The organism is Ruegeria sp. CDSA033, assembly GCF_059612305.1.
The window spans coordinates 21,845-37,206 of record NZ_JBXWQI010000021.1 but is presented as its reverse complement, the minus strand read 5'-3'; the positions used below and the strand labels follow the sequence as shown (position 1 = coordinate 37,206).

The following is a 15,362-nucleotide window of genomic DNA, read 5'->3' as shown; positions in this document are numbered from 1 at the left end:
GTGGTCTTAAACCGCGCCAGTGTCAATGCAGCCTCAAATGGGCCGGACGCAGAGGCGTACGTTCCCAAATAACCACAGGATGCGTCGCGCCACCGTTCAGTTCCGACAGCATTTGTTCAGTTTTCAAACCCGGAAGGGCCGAGAACACATCGAACAGCGCTTCGGCACCTTCCGCATTCACAGGAATGTGAAGCGTCGGCTGCCCCTGTTGATCCAAAATCCAATGCGCCGGCGACGATGTCGGGTCCAGCGCAAGGCGCTCGATTTCACGTGTCGCAACGATGCCGCCTGTCAGCGGTCCTAGATAAGTGATCTGACCTTCATCGATGGTCACCAGACCAGGGCCACCTGCACCGGTTCGGAACCGGGCACGTTGAATGCCAATAACGGCCAGCGCCACCGAGACTGCGATCAGAACCCAGCCCAACCAACCCAGCAATCCACCGGGTCCGCCGATCCAGCTGAGGCCGACCAACAAGACGACCCCTGCCACCAGCACTTCGCGCCAGCGCCACAGGGCCAGTTTGGCTTCGGGTCGGATGAAACTCATGCCGTATCCTCGGGGTTTTTGAACAGAATCAGGGAATAGTGGCCTGCTGGCCGGAACCCAATTGCTATATAGGCACGCGCGGCGGCATCGCTAGCGGCAAACAGAACAGCGCGGGTTGCACCGTTGCTGTGCGCCTCGCGTAGATGCAGCGCCACTGCCAGTCGCGCGTATCCAAGCCCCCGAAGATCGGGCGGCGTGTACACGCCCCCAATCTGGACAACCTCTGGCAAACGCGAGTTGAACCCGGTCATTCCTACCGGCTGGTTATCCATCAACAAGGCCCGATGAGAATCGCGTTCGATATAGGCAGCGATATCTTTTTGTGCCTGAGGTTGCGCACGTTCGGGGTCAAAGCCCATTGCTTCGATCAGATAGTCTTGCCGCCATCCCACTGTTATGGATCGGTCCAGTTCATCCAGCGGCACCAGTTTCGCGCCTGCGGCGTCCGGCATGACAAGTCGACTCAGATCCAGCGAGAATCCCGGCTCGTCACTGTTTAGGGTTGCAGGCCGGTCTTCCCATCCCGCAAGCTGCATGATCCGACCGGCTTGAGTTGCCTCAGCCGCCAGACCAAACAACTTGCGCCCTCGGATCAGGCGAATCGCATGGCTCAGGTCTTCGTCCGAGCATTCTGGGCATTGCGGCAGAACCATACCTTCATTTGTGATTCCAAAAACCGCCCGCGGACCTTCACCCAATGTCCACAAGTTCACGGCGCGCGGGTCTGAGCCGCGCAAGCCGAAGTCCCGCAGGTTCGCCAGAGGGAACATGGACGTCTGGATGTGTTCGAACAGGAACCTGTCGATCTTTGGAACGTCTGCGCCTTTCGCTTCTTGCCAGTTCACACCCAGTCTCCCAGCGCCTGCTGCCACATGGTCAGCGCCGCTACGGCAGCCGTATCGGCGCGCAGGATGCGCGGACCAAGGCTGACCACATGTGAATAAGGCAACGCGGCCAACCTCGCGCGTTCACGCTCGGAAAAGCCACCTTCGGGGCCGATGAGAATAGCCCAGGGTTGGTCCGTTTCATTGCCAGCCAACCGCAGGGCCGAGCCTACCTCGGCCTCATCGCAGAACATCAGTTGCCGCCCCTCGGGCCAGCTTTCCAATACGCGATCCAATCGCTGCAGATCAGCCACCTTGGGCACAAATGTTCCACCGCATTGCTCGGTCGCCTCAACGGCGTGCGCCTGCAATCGGTCCTGACGAATGCGTTCCGAATTGGTAAATTCCGTCTGCACCGGCATGATCCGCGCTGCGCCCATTTCCGCTGCCTTTTCAACGATAAAGTCAGTGCGCGCTTTTTTAATCGGCGCGAACAGGAACCACAGATCTGGGGGCAGTTGCAGCGGTTTGGATTGCTCAACGCAGGACAAGACGCCGCCCCGCTTGCCTGCCTCTATTACCTCGGCCAGCCACTCTCCGTCCTGCCCATTGAACAGCGCGACCTGTCCGCCAACGGACAGGCGCATGACGCCAAACAGGTAATGGGCCTGCTCGCGCGTCAAAGGAACCGATTGCCCCTGACCCAGAGGGTGCTCTACATACAGTCTGATCTTTGCACTCATGAGACCTTACATATGCAAGGCAATGCCCCAACACCAGACGGTCAGGTTGCCGACGCTGTCAGCGGCAACTGGGTCGATAAATATGCGCCCGCTTTCACCCGCCCCTACCTGCGCCTCAGCCGTGCTGACCGGCCCATCGGCACGTGGTTGCTGTTGATTCCCTGCTGGTGGGGATTGGCACTGGCCATCCTCAGCGACGGCACCCCGCGGTGGGAGGATCTGTGGATCGCCATCGGCTGCGCCTTCGGCGCATTTCTGATGCGCGGCGCGGGCTGCACATGGAACGACATCACCGACCGCGAATTCGATGGTCAGGTCGAACGCACACGATCCCGCCCAATCCCGTCCGGTCAGGTCAGCGTGCGCCAGGCCGTGATCTGGATGGGGCTGCAATGCCTGCTGGCGCTGATGATTCTGCTGACATTCAACCAAGCTGCGATTGCGATGGGTGTGCTATCGCTGTTGCCTGTAACGATCTACCCATTTGCCAAGCGCTTCACGTGGTGGCCGCAGGTGTTTCTGGGGCTGGCCTTCAACTGGGGCATCCTGCTGGCCTGGGCTGCCCACACGGGAACCGTGGGTATACCCGCAATCACGCTGTACATAGCCGGGATCGCATGGACGCTGTTCTACGATACGATCTATGCCCATCAGGACGCCGAAGATGACGAACTGATCGGGATCAAGTCCACCGCCCGCCTGTTTGGCACCGACACTGCGCGATGGTTGAAGTATTTCCTGATGGCTACTGTGGCGCTTATGGGACTGGCAATCATCGACGCCGCGACGACCCAGACGTCAATCATGGCCCTGGTGGTGGCCCTTGGCGGGCCTTGGGCGATGGGGTGGCACATGGCATGGCAATTGCGGGGACTTGATATCGAGGACAACGCTAAACTGCTGCAATTGTTCCGTGCCAACCGTGACACCGGCCTTATTCCGCTGATCTTCCTTTGCGTCGCCTTGTTGCTCTGATTGCACCCAGGCCTAGGCCTCTGTAAGAGTTCTGAACACTCACCCGAGGAGTCGATAGTTCGCACATGCGTCTGCCTTATATCTTCGTCGTTGCCTTTGTATTCCTTGTGTCCGCCGGGCTGTCTCTGCTGGCGGCAAGCTTTGCCGTAACAAAGGTCGAAGAAGCCTCGGAATTCGCCGTTCGGCGTGCGCTGGACCTGAAAGGCCATAACTGGGCCGAGGTCCAGTCAGACGGGCTGCGGGTGGTTCTGACCGGCACCGCTACGGATGAGGCCACACGATTCAACGCTTTGACGGCGGCGGGGACCGAGGTCGACACCTCCCGCGTGATTGATGAAATGGAGGTCGCGCCCTCTACGCAGCTGGCCTCCCCACGCTTTTCAGCCGAAATTCTGCGCAATGACAGCGGTATCTCGGTTATTGGCCTGATCCCAGCCAGCGAAGATCGCGACGCACTGACGAAAAGATTGCGCACGCTGAATGACGGGCCGGTATCAGATTTGCTGGAAACCGCCGACTATCCAAAACCCAAAGGCTGGGACGATGCGATCGCTTTTGCTGTTGAGGCGCTGACCCGACTGCCACGAGCCAAAATCTCGGCCAGCCCCGGGCTTGTAAAGGTGACGGCAATTGCCGACAGCCAGCAGGAAAAAGAGCGGCTTGAGCAAGAGCTGACGCGCGCAGCGCCGCCCAGCCTGCGCATCGGCTTGTCCATTTCCGCACCGCGCCCGGTCATTACACCCTTCACCCTGCGTTACCTGATCGACGAAAATGGCGGGCAATTCGATGCCTGTTCAGCCCAGGACGAAAAGGCGCGGGACCGGATCGTCGCAGCCGCACAGGATGCTGGCCTGACCGGGCCTTATTCCTGCACCATCGGTCTGGGTGAACCCTCACCTCGCTGGCCCGACGCCGCCGTGTTAAGCATTCGGGCGCTGGCGGAAATCGGCCAGGGTACGGTGACTTTGTCAGATGCGGATATCACTTTGGTCGCGGCCGAAGGCACTGGCGCCGCGCTGTTTGACCAGGTGATCGGCGAACTGGAAAACGCACTGCCCGAGGTCTTTGCCCTGCATGCGGTTCTGCCGGAACCCGAAACGGAAGACCAATCCGGCCCGCCCGAATTCTCAGCAACACGAAGTCCCGAAGGCCTGGTGCAAATGCGCGGCCGCCTGGGGGATGAAACCCAGCGCGACATGGTCGACAGTTATGCCCGTGCAGCCTTTGGTTATGAACACGTCCATACCGCAACCCGCGTGGCCTCTGACCTACCCGCTGATTGGCCCATTCGCGTCCTCAGCGGGCTTGAAGCGTTGTCGCAATTGCACAATGGTGCGCTGACCGTGACGCCGGACGAAGTGGTTCTGAACGGTGTCAGCCACGATCCCAAAACCCGGGCCTATATTTCTGGGCTTTTGTCGGAAAAACTGGGCGAGGCACAAGATTTCAGCCTGTCGATCACCTATCAAAAGCCGCCCGAGCCCGCAGACAAGCTGCCCGACCCGGATGTTTGCGAAGAGCGCATCGCCGAAGTTCAGGCGGGTTCGAAAATCGCCTTTGAACCGGGTTCTGCCACGGTCGCCGCCGAGTCGCGCGATACGGTTAATCAGATCGCCGACATCCTGCGGGAATGCGGGCCTATCCGGCTGGAGATTCAGGGCCACACTGACAGCCAGGGCCGCGAAGAGATGAACCAGCAGCTCAGCCAATCACGGGCACAATCCATCCTCAATGAGCTGCGCGCGCGGCGCGTGCCCACAGCCAGCTTTACCGCCTTGGGCTATGGTGAAACCCAGCCAATCGCCGACAACGACACCGAAAACGGGCGCGAAGAAAACAGACGTATCGAATTCCGCCTGATCCGGCCCGAATCCACTGCCGAATCTCAAACGGCGCTGGAAGCGATGGAAGACGAAGCAGAGACGTCACAAGACGCAGAGCCAGAGGCCGAAGCCGCGGAACCGGATGCGGAAACCGACTCGGGCGCAGGGGACCAGTAAGTTGAACAGAATCGAATTCATTATCGCGACCGCCGTCATATTGTTTGCCGCCTTTTGCATGGGGTGGTTCGCCAATTGGCTGGCCCATCGCCTGTCACGTGTCCGCCAAAGCGACGTCGCCGATCTGGACCGCATGAGCCAGGAGCTGCATGAGGCAGAAGAAACCCGCGACCAGGCCATCACCTATCTGCAGCAGCGCGAGGCCGAACTGACCAACCAGCTGACCCAGACCGAGGCCGAATTGGCCGCCGCCATGGACGGCCTGCGCGCCGCCCGGCAAGAGGCGGAAGAACTACGCGGGCGTATCAACAACGCGGATTGATCCCAGCCCCGGGCTTAATAGCTGACCCCGGTTGGGGCCGACTGCACCTTCGGCACAAATCAGCCGATCCGAGGCAATCGCCTTCAATTCTTACAACAAATTCAATATTAGGAATTGGTGCATTTTTTACACATGCACATCACTGTTCACTATCCAGAAAATTGGAGTGTACTATGAATTTCAAATCATCATTAACAACCGCTGCGACTCTAAGCATCTTCTCTGCTGTAGCCGCTTGGGCTTCAAGTGACGTCATACCGTCAGAGAACGATACCTTCACCAACTGGGGCGAAGAATCCGGTTGGACTATCTTTGTGGATGACTCCCGCGGGTCCTGCCTGATCGAGCGTATGGACGAAAACCAGAACGTCGTTCAGATGGGTCTGACCAAGGACCACGAGATGGGCTATCTTGGTGTGTTCACGAAGAACGACATTGGCCTGAAGGGTAAGAAGGAAAAGATCTTCCTGTCACTCGACGGCAACGTCTACGAAGCTGAGGCGCACAAGAAGACTAAGCATCTCGCCGACGGATATACAGGCGGATACATCCTTGCGAACAACGCCCAGTTTGTGGATGACGTCATGAACAAATACGAAATGACCGTGTTTCCGAAGAAAGAGTTCGCATTCACCGTTAGTCTGGATGGTACTAAAAAAGCCATCGAAGCGGCACGGCAGTGTAACACCGAACAAAGCACCTAACTCGCTATGATAGACCCGGCACCAGATAATCCGGTGCCGGGCACAGAACCTACCACCGCGTCAGCGCATCTTCATCCTCATCCTTGGCTGCGACCCATTCCGCGCCGGATGTGGTGATTTCCTTTTTCCAAAAGGGAGCGCGGGATTTCAGGTAATCCATCAGGTATTCTGCCGCCTCAAACGCATCCTTGCGGTGCCGCGCGGCAGTGGCCACCATCATGATCCGATCCCCCGGGGCAAGGCGCCCGTGGCGGTGGATCACCAGCACATCGCCCAACGACCAGCGCTGCTGTGCCTCTTCGGCGATTTTGGTTAGCGCCCGTTCGGTCATACCGGGGTAATGCTCGATCTCCATCACATCCAGATCGCCGGATGCCAGATCGCGCACCACGCCGGTAAAGGTCACAATGGCGCCGTTGGCATCGTCTCCGGCGGCGAAGGTATTGGCTTCGGCCCCAAGATCAAATTCTTCTTCCTGAACCGCGATGCGCATGGATTTAGCCGCCGGTCATCGGCGGGAAAAAAGCCACTTCGCGCACGCCAGAAAGCGATGCGTCAAAATCGGACAGTTCCTGATCCAGTGCCACGCGCAATGCGGACAGGTCCGCAAATGCGGCAGCATAGCGGTCTTCACGCGCACTCAGCTCGGCGACCAGATCGGATACGGTTGCGGCCTCGGTTTCGATCCGCTCTTTCGGCAGGCCGATCCGTTCGCGTACCCATGCAAAATACAGCACGTCCATCCCTTAGCTCTCCTTCAGATGGGGCATGGCTTTACGTAGGTAGTCATAGCCGGTGATCAATGTCAGCGCTGCCGCGATCCACAACAGCCACAGCCCAATGCGACCGGACCAGAACATCGCCTCAAGGTGCCAGCGCATATGATTCAGGTCTTCCAATTGACCCGTTAGAACCTGATCCATCGTTGCGGCATCCATGCCGAACGTAGCCATCACAAAATAGTGCTCGAAAATCCCCTGCGAAAACAGAATGGCAATCGCCACCATCTGCGCGGTCGTTTTCCATTTCGCCAGCTTTGTGACCTTCAGCGTTCCGGCCGTATCGCCCAGATATTCCCGCAGGCCCGAGACAAAAACTTCGCGGAACAGGATGACCGTCGCTGGCAGCACCAACCAGGGAGTCCAGTGCTCAGCGGAGTAACCCACAAGGATCATCAGCGCGATCACCACCATCGCCTTGTCCGCAATCGGGTCCAGCATGGCGCCGATCTTGGTTTCCTGTTTCCACGCTCGCGCCAAATATCCGTCAAACCAGTCGGTAATGGCCGCCGTCAGAAACAGGATCAGCGCAAACCAGTCTGCATAGGGTCTGGTGAAATACAGAAACATTACGGCCAGACCGGGCGCGGCCAGCAGGCGCAGGACAGTCAGGATATTCGGCAGGTTCCACTTCATGAAGCAGACCCTACATCGCTGACCGGGGACAGGAAAGACGGGGCGGAAAAAAACTGTACCGATCACAGAGGCTTGGTCAAAGCGCCGCAGTCCGGCGAGGCACCGGTTATTGGCCTTGGCCCCGGGTCGGATTGTCGTCAGAGTGCAGCCGACCAAGCCCAATGGCAAAGACGACCCGATGACCCCGAATATTGAGACCGACGCGCGCGCCAACCTGATCGGTAGCGCATGGATGATCGGCGCGATGGCATGTTTCGCACTGGAAGACGCGCTGCTGAAAGCGGCGGCGGTTGCCTTGCCCGTCTGGCAAATACTTGTCCTGTTCGGATTGGGTGGCGCGCTCATCTTTGCCTGTGTCGCAATGGCACGTGGCACGCGGCTGCTGCAACCGGATGTGCTGTCGCCTGCAATGAAGATCCGCGCGGTTTTCGAAATTCTTGGGCGGCTGTTCTACGTACTGGCCATCACATTGACGCCCTTGTCATCAGCAACTGTTATCCTGCAGGCCACCCCGCTTGTGGTCGTCGCCTGTGCCGTGCTTCTATTCGGAGAGACCGTTGGTTGGCGGCGGTGGAGCGCCATTCTCGTTGGCCTGATCGGCGTTGTGATCATCATCCAACCAACTGGGGACAGTTTCACCATCTTGTCCCTTCTGGCCGTGCTGGGGATGTTGGGATTTGCCGGCCGTGATCTGGCCAGCCGGGTCGCACCTGCCAGTCTTGGAACCGAAGTTTTAGGGTTCTACGGCTTTGTCAGCGTGATTGTCGCTGGGTTTGCCTACAGCTTTTGGGAACAGGCCCCCATCGCGCCTGTGCCGTTGCTCACAAGCCTGCATATCGCCGGAGCCGTGGGCCTGGGCGCAATCGCATACACATCCCTGATGAAGGCCATGCGAACCGGAGAGGTGTCCGCCGTCACGCCTTTCCGCTATTCCCGCCTGCTGTTCGGTGTCGCCTTGGGCGTGATCTTTTTTGGCGAGGATCTGGACCAGACAATGTGGATCGGTAGTGGTCTGATCGTGGCCTCCGGCCTCTACATCCTGTGGCGCGGGCGCAAGGCCTAGCCCTTGTCGTGGAAGAAATCATAAACCTTCTGCGCCAACCCGGCTGAGATCCCCTCGACCGCTTTCAAATCCGCCAGATTGGCCCGGCTAACAGCCTTGGCACTGCCGAAATGCGCCAGTAATGCCCGTTTGCGCGCAGCACCAACTCCGGGGATTTCGTCCAACGGCGTCGCGCCAACCGCTTTGGCCCGTTTGGCACGGTGAGTGCCGATTGCAAACCGGTGCGCCTCGTCCCGCAGACGTTGAATAAAATACAGCACCGGGTCATTGCGTTTTAAGGCAAAGGGGCGCTGGCCAGTACGATGGAACTCTTCTTTGCCGTGATCGCGATCAACGCCCTTTGCAACACCGACCATAGGAATATCTTCGACCCCATGTTCAACCATGATTTCGCGCACAGCACTCACCTGCCCCGCGCCGCCGTCGATCAGTAACAGGTCGGGCCACAACCCCTTGTCACGATCCGGATCCTCTTTTTGCAAGCGGGTAAAGCGGCGGGTCAGAACCTCTTTCATCATGCCAAAGTCGTCACCGGGGGTCAGGTCATCACCCCGAATGTTGAACTTTCGATAGGCGTTTTTCATGTACCCTTCTGGGCCTGCCACGATCATCCCACCAACGGCGTTGGTGCCTTGGATATGAGAGTTATCGTAAACCTCAATCCGGTTCGGCGGGCTGTCCAGATCAAACGCTTCGGCCACGCCAAGCAACAGCTTGGCCTGCGTGGCGCTTTCCGACATCCGACGGGCCAAGGATTCCCGCGCGTTGCGCAAGGCCCCTGCAATCAGTTCCTGTTTCTCACCGCGCTGAGGCACTAGGATTTCGACCTTGCGCCCTGCCTTCTCGCTCAGCGCCTCGTGCATTAGATCGGCATTTTCGACTGCGTCCGACAGGATCAGCTGCCGGGGCGGTTCCTTGTTGTCGTAGAACTGGCCAAGAAACGCCTCCATCACCTCTGCTGCGGACACATCCGCACCGACACGAGGATAGAAATCCTTGTTCCCCCAGTTCTGGTTGGCGCGGATAAAGAATACCTGAACACAAGCTTGCCCACTGTCCATATAGAGGCCGATCACATCCGCCTCAGCCACGCCGCGCGGATTGATACCCTGGGACGTCTGCACCTGCGTCAGCGCCCGGATGCGATCTCGTAGCCCGGCGGCGCGTTCGAACTCCATCGCCTCGGACGCGGCCATCATCTGTTCGGCCAGCTCCTCTTGCACTTTGGTCGACCGCCCCGACAGGAACCGCTCGGCATCTTTGACGCTTTCGCCGTATTCATCTTCCGAGATCAGGCCAACGCATGGCCCCGAGCACCGCTTGATCTGATAAAGCAGACAGGGCCGCGTGCGGCCGTCAAACATGGAATCCGAGCAATTGCGCAGCAGAAACGCCTTTTGCAGCTGGTTCAACGTTCGATTGACCGCGCCAGCACTGGCGAAGGGGCCAAAATAGGTCCCCTTCTCTTTCTTCGCGCCACGGTGCTTTTTGATCTGCGGAAAGGCATGGCCCTTGGCGACCAGAATATTGGGAAAACTTTTATCGTCCCGCAGCAGCACGTTGTACTTGGGCTTGAGCTGCTTGATCAGGTTCTGCTCAAGCAGCAGAGCCTCGGTCTCGGTCCGCGTGGTCAGGAACATCATCGAGGCTGTCGCCGCGATCATCCGCTCAATCCGCCCCGAATGTCCCGGCCGCGCATAGTTCGACACCCGCGCTTTAAGGTTGCGCGCCTTGCCGACGTACAGCACCCGGCTGTCCGCATCCAACATCCGATACACACCGGGTGAGCTGTCCAGCGTCTTCACATACCGCAAAATGCAGGCATAGCCGGTCAATTGAGTGTCAGGGGTCGAGTCGCTGTCTGTTGTCATTTGCCTGAGATATGATTCTCTGACCATGGCTGCAATCTTGTGGCCCCCAGATCAAGAGAAAACAAATCCACGGTTTCTGTGGATAAGTGTGAAGATAAGTTTCTGAGCGTGGCGAATTTCCCTTGATTCATTAAGGAATCCTTGATTTGCACAAAAAATAAGCAAATACTTAACTCATTGTTTTCATTGTATATAATTTCATTCACAAGGCAAGTGTATGAAAAAAAAGACATTTTTGTAACGCGAAGGTAACAGAACCGAGAGCGGTGCAAAACTTGCCGCAGTTTTACTTATTCAAGGCCCAGAACATCCGGTGTTTTCCACCCCAGATGCTGACCCCCGTCGACGCACAATAGTTGACCTGTGACCGCATGCGCATCCAGGAAATAGCCCAAAGCCGCGGTGATATCGGAAGGGTTTGACCCGCGCTCCAGCACCGTGTTCGCGCGCTGCGCATTGAAGTGTTCTTGGCTTTGCCGATGACCTTGCATCGTTGGACCTGGCCCGATCGCGTTAACCCGGATCGCTGGCGAAAGCGCCTGCGCCGAGGTCCGCGTCAAGGCCCACAGACCCATCTTGGCAATCGTATAGGTCATGAACTCTGGCGTGAGCTTGCGCACCCGCATATCCACCATGTTCACGATCAGCCCGGTGGCAACAGGCTCACCCGCCTCGTCCCTGCCGGGCTTCAGCCCCTGGGCAGCCATGGCCTGCGTCAGGACGAAAGGCGCGCGCAGGTTGCTGTCGAGGTGCCGGTCCCAGCTTTGCCGCGTGGCGGACTGAAGGCTGTCGTATTCAAAGATCGACGCGTTGTTCACCAGACAGGTGATTGGTCCGCCTAACGCCTCTGCCGCGCGGGGTAGCAAGGTCAGGACCTGCGCCTCATCCAGCAGATCGGCGTGCAAGGCGACCGCCTTGCGTCCAAGCGCCTGCACCTCGGCTACGGTTTCGGAGGCAGGTTGTTCAGACGTCGCATAGTGCACTGCGACGTCATATCCCCGCTCTGCCAGATACAGAGCCATTGCCCGACCCAGACGAATACCTGCACCGGTCACCAACGCTCGGGCCATGGATTTCCCCTATCTTCAGGTCACGCCAGCAGCGAGACGATGTACACGGCATACAGCAGCGTCAACACCAGACCCCAGCCGCGCGTGATATCTTGTTTCAAGAACACGAACGGGATCAACAAAAGCGATGCGCCCAGCATGACCCACAGATCGAAACGCAGGAATTCCGGGTCCACCGGGATACGTCCAAACAAAGTGGCGATACCGACGATGGCCAAAAGGTTGAACATGTTCGACCCGATCACGTTACCCAAGGCGACATCCGCTTGCCTACGTAAGGCCGCCATCACAGTCGTTGCCAGTTCCGGCAGGGATGTCCCAACTGCGATCAGCGTCAGTCCGATAATCGTTTCGCTGACGCCGTATGTGCGGGCAATGATCGTGGCGTTGTCGACCAATAGATGCGCACCCATCGGCAGGCCTATCAGGCCCAGGACCAGATAGATCGATAGTTTCCAATAGGGCATGTCCGGATCGGCCTCTTCCAGACCTTCCAGCTCATCCTCTTCCGCGCAGGCTTCACCGCAGGCTTTGCGATGCGCGCGCGCATCGCGGAACGCGTTAAGCAGGACCAATCCCAAAGCAGCCAGCAAGATCGCACCACTGGCAATATTGAACACGCCGCAAAATGCCAGGCCGATGAACAGCACCGTGGCCAGCAGCATGAAAACATAGTTTCTTCTGGTGTTGCATTCGCTGGTGTGCAGCGTGGCAAGCAAGGCTGGCAAACCCAGAACCAGCAAGATGTTTGCCGTGTTCGACCCGACCACGTTACCCAGCGCAATCCCCGGCGCGTTTTCCTTGATCGCACTGATCGCGATTAACAGCTCGGGGGCCGAGGTGCCAAAGGCCACAATGGTCAGGCTGACGATCAGGGCTGGTACACCCAGGCGCAGGCTCAGGTTCACTGCGCCGCGGACCAGAGCATCACCTGCGAGAAGCAAGATCAGCAAGCCGAGGCCGGATAACAGCCATGCCGTCATGTACGGCCTCCTTTTTCGCAGGAGCAAGGCCCCTTACCGATACTGAACCGTCCACAGCGCGGACATCTTGCAGATTGCAACTTCTTCTGCCCCGGAAAGCGCAGCTTGCCGAACATCGCCAAGACACCCATGGCAATCAGGAAAAGGGTGACAATCTTGACAATCACGTCACAAACCAAAGCGCGCGTAAGCCGCCCGCTCCTCAATTCCGGTTATGGCGTCTTGCGCAAGTGTGGCACCGAACCGCGACCAGAACGGTTTGCGCAGGCCATAGCGGCGGAACTTCACCTTGTCGCCGAACCGCTCCTGCATTTTCGGCCTCAGGTGCGCGACGCCGTCAATCAGGCCCAGTTCCTGCGCACGCCTGGCAAGCCAGACCTCGCCGGTGAACAGATCCGCACTTTGATCCAGCTTGTCACCGCGACGGGCTTTGACATGGTCAATGAAGTTCGCGTGGACATCACCCAGCAACCCTTGCAGCCGCGCGACATCTTCTTCTTTCTCCGGCGAAAACGGGTCGAGCATTGATTTTGATTTGCCCGCCGTATGTACGCGCCGCTCGATGCCTTGCCGCGCCAGAAGGACATGCGCGCCAAACCCAGCCGAAATCACACCGATCGAACCCAGGACCGAGCTGTCATCCGCCCAGATTTCGTCGGCGGCAGCGGCCAGCCAGTAGCCGCCAGACGCTGCAACGTCTTCGACAAAGGCGATAACGGGGATCTCAAGCTCTTCCGACAGCCGCCGGATTCGCGACCCGATCAGAGAGCTTTGCACCGGCGATCCACCGGGCGAGTTGATCTCAAGCGCCACGGCCGCAGGTTTGCCTTTGCGAAACGCCTTTTCCAGAACGGGGGCCAGCGCGGTGTCGTTCAACGATCCACGCCCCGCCATTCCGATGGCGCCGGACAGGCGAACCACGGCCACGAGGGGCTGCTTTTTGACAAATGGCAGGCTGAGCTTCATGGGTGCCGATGTAGAGTGCAGCCGGGCCCTAAACAAGGGACCGTTCGGGCCTTAGACGTGACGTGAACCAAATTCACACACATGGCGGGCAAAAATGCAACGCCCTAGCTGCGAATGCGCCAACCGGTTTTGAAGATCCAGCCGATCACAGCCAGACAAGTCCCCGTGAAGACCAGAATCGCCAACAGGCTGAATCCGATCGGGACATCGGCCAACCCGTAAAACGACCAGCGGAACCCGGAAATCAGGTAAACAACCGGGTTGAACAGGGTGATCGTCTGCCACACCGGAGGCAGCATCGAGATCGAATAGAATGTGCCGCCCAGAAAGATCAGTGGCGTGACAACCAGTTGGGGCACCAAAGATATCTGTTCAAAGTTGCTGGCCCATATCCCGACGATAAAGCCCAACAGCGAAAAACTGAGGCAGGACAGGATCAGGAACGCTGCCATCGCAAAAGGATGTTCGATGCGTATGTCCACGAAGAATGTGGCTGTCACAAGGATTACCAACCCGACAAATAGCGACTTGGTCGCGGCGGCCCCGACGTAACCTATTACGATCTCTATGAAATTTACTGGCGCCGACAACAGTTCGTAGATCGTACCAAGGAATTTCGGGAAGTAGATCCCGAATGACGCGTTCGAGATTGCCAGCATCACAACGGACAACATGATAAGCCCCGGCACGATAAACGCGCCATAAGATACACCCTCGACCTCTTGGATGCGGCTGCCGATCGCAGTGCCAAAGACCACAAAATACAATGAGGTCGACAGGACCGGCGACAGAAAGCTCTGTGCCAGAGTGCGGAAGAACCGGGCCATTTCGAACCGGTAGATTGCAGCGATGGCAGACCAGTTCATGCGGGCTCTCCGGACACAAGGTTCACAAAAATCTCTTCCAGGCTCGACTGCCGGGTCTGCACGTCGCGCAGAACAAGCCCCGCCTGCGCCACATCGTTCAGCAAAGTGGTGATCCCAGTGCGGTCCGCGTGGGTGTCATAGGTATAGACCAGCGCATCGCCATTGCCGTTCAACGTCAGGTTATGCACAGCCAGACTATCAGGAATGGCCCGGATAGGATCGGCCAGCATAACCTCGATCTGTTTCTTGCCCATCTGGGCCATCAGGGTGTTCTTGTCCTGCACCAGCCGCAACTCACCCTTGTCGATCACACCTACCCTGTCGGCAATGGCTTCGGCCTCTTCGATGTAATGCGTAGTCAGGATGATGGTGACCCCGGCCTGTTTCAGCTCGGCCACGATCTCCCACATGTCCTTGCGCAGTTCGACATCCACGCCGGCGGTCGGCTCATCCAGGAACAGCACGCGCGGCTCATGTGCTAGGGCTTTGGCAATCAGCACGCGGCGCTTCATGCCACCCGAAAGTTCCTTGATCGCATTCTTGCGCTTATCCCACAGAGACAGCTTGCGCAGGATCTCTTCGATCCGGGCATTGTCGCTGCTATATCCGAACAGGCCCCGCGAGAACCGAACCGTGTTCCAAACTTTCTCAAACGGCTCAAGTGCGATTTCCTGCGGCACCAGCCCGATCATCCGGCGCGCTGCACGAAACTCGGTCTGGATGTCATGCCCACCTACAGTAACGGTGCCCGAAGTCGGAGTGGTTATGCCGCACACGGTGGAAATCAGCGTTGTCTTTCCAGCCCCATTTGGGCCCAGCAACGCCAGAATTTCGCCCTGCTCGATATCCAAGGACACCCCTTTGAGCGCCTCGAATCCGTCGGCATAGGACTTACGCAAATCCCTAATGGACAGAATAGTTGTCATGCACATTCCCTGTTCTGGCGGGGACACTACCCCGATGGCCCGTCACAGAACAGGTCAATTCCGCACATTGTTCTGCGCTTTTTT

At 58.3% G+C, this 15,362-nt stretch carries 17 protein-coding genes; 5 read left to right on the top strand and 12 right to left on the bottom strand.

The features are described from left to right. Nucleotides 1-22: 22 nt before the first annotated feature. The 3 genes from AC2FLA_RS19465 to AC2FLA_RS19455 are packed head-to-tail and all read right to left on the bottom strand — an operon-like array spanning nt 23 to nt 2,117. Nucleotides 23-550, bottom strand: a complete 528-nt coding sequence (locus AC2FLA_RS19465) for a hypothetical protein (RefSeq protein WP_058273616.1) — start codon at nt 548-550, stop codon at nt 23-25. Next, a complete protein-coding gene (locus AC2FLA_RS19460) occupies nt 547-1,395 on the bottom strand; it encodes a GNAT family N-acetyltransferase (protein WP_496724487.1) in 849 nt (282 codons plus the stop codon). Before AC2FLA_RS19460 ends, AC2FLA_RS19465 begins: the two co-directional genes overlap by 4 nt. Further along, entirely contained in the window at nt 1,392-2,117 is a 726-nt protein-coding gene (locus AC2FLA_RS19455) for a 16S rRNA (uracil(1498)-N(3))-methyltransferase (RefSeq protein WP_496724485.1), read from the bottom strand. The genes AC2FLA_RS19460 and AC2FLA_RS19455 overlap by 4 nt, the downstream gene beginning before the upstream one ends. 12 nt (nt 2,118-2,129) lie before the next feature. Here AC2FLA_RS19455 and ubiA point away from each other — a divergent pair, with 12 nt between their 5' ends. From ubiA to AC2FLA_RS19435, 4 genes are all read left to right on the top strand, one after another. Next, nucleotides 2,130-3,092 carry a 4-hydroxybenzoate octaprenyltransferase gene (ubiA, locus tag AC2FLA_RS19450; RefSeq protein ID WP_496724483.1) on the top strand — a complete coding sequence of 321 codons (963 nt, stop codon included), beginning with the start codon at nt 2,130-2,132 and terminating at the stop codon, nt 3,090-3,092. 65 nt (nt 3,093-3,157) lie between these two features. Further along, nucleotides 3,158-5,092, top strand: coding sequence for an OmpA family protein (locus AC2FLA_RS19445; RefSeq protein ID WP_496724481.1), 1,935 nt, complete (start codon nt 3,158-3,160; stop codon nt 5,090-5,092). A gap of 1 nt (nt 5,093) precedes the next feature. Further along, nucleotides 5,094-5,414: a hypothetical protein gene (locus AC2FLA_RS19440; RefSeq protein WP_058273621.1), complete on the top strand. Its 321-nt coding sequence runs from the start codon at nt 5,094-5,096 to the stop codon at nt 5,412-5,414. Between the two features lie 173 nt (nt 5,415-5,587). Beyond that, on the top strand, nt 5,588-6,118 hold the full coding sequence (locus AC2FLA_RS19435) for a hypothetical protein (protein ID WP_058278867.1): 531 nt from the start codon (nt 5,588-5,590) through the stop codon (nt 6,116-6,118). A 49-nt stretch (nt 6,119-6,167) separates the two neighbouring features. Here AC2FLA_RS19435 and AC2FLA_RS19430 read toward each other — a convergent pair whose 3' ends face one another. The 3 genes from AC2FLA_RS19430 to pgsA are packed head-to-tail and all read right to left on the bottom strand — an operon-like array spanning nt 6,168 to nt 7,533. Then, nucleotides 6,168-6,611 (bottom strand): molybdenum cofactor biosynthesis protein MoaE, encoded by a 444-nt coding sequence (locus AC2FLA_RS19430; protein ID WP_282121369.1) that lies wholly within the window; start codon nt 6,609-6,611, stop codon nt 6,168-6,170. A gap of 4 nt (nt 6,612-6,615) precedes the next feature. Next, complete coding sequence (gene moaD / locus AC2FLA_RS19425; protein WP_058278869.1) at nt 6,616-6,861, bottom strand: molybdopterin converting factor subunit 1; 246 nt, start codon at nt 6,859-6,861, stop codon at nt 6,616-6,618. A 3-nt stretch (nt 6,862-6,864) separates the two neighbouring features. Further along, complete coding sequence (pgsA, locus tag AC2FLA_RS19420) at nt 6,865-7,533, bottom strand: CDP-diacylglycerol--glycerol-3-phosphate 3-phosphatidyltransferase (protein WP_282121368.1); 669 nt, start codon at nt 7,531-7,533, stop codon at nt 6,865-6,867. Nucleotides 7,534-7,711: 178 nt separating this feature from the next. Here pgsA and AC2FLA_RS19415 point away from each other — a divergent pair, with 178 nt between their 5' ends. Beyond that, nucleotides 7,712-8,596, top strand: a complete 885-nt coding sequence (locus AC2FLA_RS19415) for a DMT family transporter (protein WP_496724510.1) — start codon at nt 7,712-7,714, stop codon at nt 8,594-8,596. On the opposite strand, the gene uvrC is transcribed toward AC2FLA_RS19415, so the two are convergent. The 6 genes from uvrC to AC2FLA_RS19385 all read right to left on the bottom strand — a co-directional run bounded on the left by uvrC (nt 8,593) and on the right by AC2FLA_RS19385 (nt 15,278). Next, nucleotides 8,593-10,467, bottom strand: a complete 1,875-nt coding sequence (gene uvrC / locus AC2FLA_RS19410) for an excinuclease ABC subunit UvrC (RefSeq protein ID WP_496724478.1) — start codon at nt 10,465-10,467, stop codon at nt 8,593-8,595. The genes AC2FLA_RS19415 and uvrC overlap by 4 nt on opposite strands. Nucleotides 10,468-10,757: 290 nt before the next feature. Continuing rightward, nucleotides 10,758-11,537 (bottom strand): SDR family oxidoreductase, encoded by a 780-nt coding sequence (locus AC2FLA_RS19405; RefSeq protein ID WP_496724476.1) that lies wholly within the window; start codon nt 11,535-11,537, stop codon nt 10,758-10,760. Between the two features lie 20 nt (nt 11,538-11,557). Beyond that, on the bottom strand, nt 11,558-12,520 hold the full coding sequence (locus AC2FLA_RS19400; RefSeq protein WP_058273628.1) for a calcium/sodium antiporter: 963 nt from the start codon (nt 12,518-12,520) through the stop codon (nt 11,558-11,560). Nucleotides 12,521-12,688: 168 nt separating this feature from the next. Continuing rightward, a complete protein-coding gene (locus AC2FLA_RS19395) occupies nt 12,689-13,486 on the bottom strand; it encodes a S49 family peptidase (protein ID WP_496724474.1) in 798 nt (265 codons plus the stop codon). Between the two features lie 104 nt (nt 13,487-13,590). After that, nucleotides 13,591-14,352, bottom strand: a complete 762-nt coding sequence (locus AC2FLA_RS19390) for an ABC transporter permease (protein ID WP_058273631.1) — start codon at nt 14,350-14,352, stop codon at nt 13,591-13,593. Further along, nucleotides 14,349-15,278 carry an ABC transporter ATP-binding protein gene (locus AC2FLA_RS19385; RefSeq protein ID WP_496724472.1) on the bottom strand — a complete coding sequence of 310 codons (930 nt, stop codon included), beginning with the start codon at nt 15,276-15,278 and terminating at the stop codon, nt 14,349-14,351. The genes AC2FLA_RS19390 and AC2FLA_RS19385 overlap by 4 nt, the downstream gene beginning before the upstream one ends. Nucleotides 15,279-15,362 lie beyond the last annotated feature (84 nt).

Bases quoted from the DNA above. Each gene is read 5' to 3' on its own strand.
- AC2FLA_RS19465 (WP_058273616.1), bottom strand. From the start codon at position 550: ATGAGTTTCATCCGACCCGAAGCCAAACTGGCCCTGTGGCGCTGGCGC.
- AC2FLA_RS19455 (WP_496724485.1), bottom strand. From the start codon at position 2,117: ATGAGTGCAAAGATCAGACTGTATGTAGAGCACCCTCTGGGTCAGGGG.
- ubiA (WP_496724483.1), top strand. From the start codon at position 2,130: ATGCAAGGCAATGCCCCAACACCAGACGGTCAGGTTGCCGACGCTGTC.
- AC2FLA_RS19445 (WP_496724481.1), top strand. From the start codon at position 3,158: ATGCGTCTGCCTTATATCTTCGTCGTTGCCTTTGTATTCCTTGTGTCC.
- AC2FLA_RS19435 (WP_058278867.1), top strand. From the start codon at position 5,588: ATGAATTTCAAATCATCATTAACAACCGCTGCGACTCTAAGCATCTTC.
- AC2FLA_RS19430 (WP_282121369.1), bottom strand. From the start codon at position 6,611: ATGCGCATCGCGGTTCAGGAAGAAGAATTTGATCTTGGGGCCGAAGCC.
- moaD (WP_058278869.1), bottom strand. From the start codon at position 6,861: ATGGACGTGCTGTATTTTGCATGGGTACGCGAACGGATCGGCCTGCCG.
- pgsA (WP_282121368.1), bottom strand. From the start codon at position 7,533: ATGAAGTGGAACCTGCCGAATATCCTGACTGTCCTGCGCCTGCTGGCC.
- AC2FLA_RS19415 (WP_496724510.1), top strand. From the start codon at position 7,712: ATGACCCCGAATATTGAGACCGACGCGCGCGCCAACCTGATCGGTAGC.
- uvrC (WP_496724478.1), bottom strand. From the start codon at position 10,467: ATGACAACAGACAGCGACTCGACCCCTGACACTCAATTGACCGGCTAT.
- AC2FLA_RS19405 (WP_496724476.1), bottom strand. From the start codon at position 11,537: ATGGCCCGAGCGTTGGTGACCGGTGCAGGTATTCGTCTGGGTCGGGCA.
- AC2FLA_RS19400 (WP_058273628.1), bottom strand. From the start codon at position 12,520: ATGACGGCATGGCTGTTATCCGGCCTCGGCTTGCTGATCTTGCTTCTC.
- AC2FLA_RS19395 (WP_496724474.1), bottom strand. From the start codon at position 13,486: ATGAAGCTCAGCCTGCCATTTGTCAAAAAGCAGCCCCTCGTGGCCGTG.
- AC2FLA_RS19390 (WP_058273631.1), bottom strand. From the start codon at position 14,352: ATGAACTGGTCTGCCATCGCTGCAATCTACCGGTTCGAAATGGCCCGG.
- AC2FLA_RS19385 (WP_496724472.1), bottom strand. From the start codon at position 15,278: ATGACAACTATTCTGTCCATTAGGGATTTGCGTAAGTCCTATGCCGAC.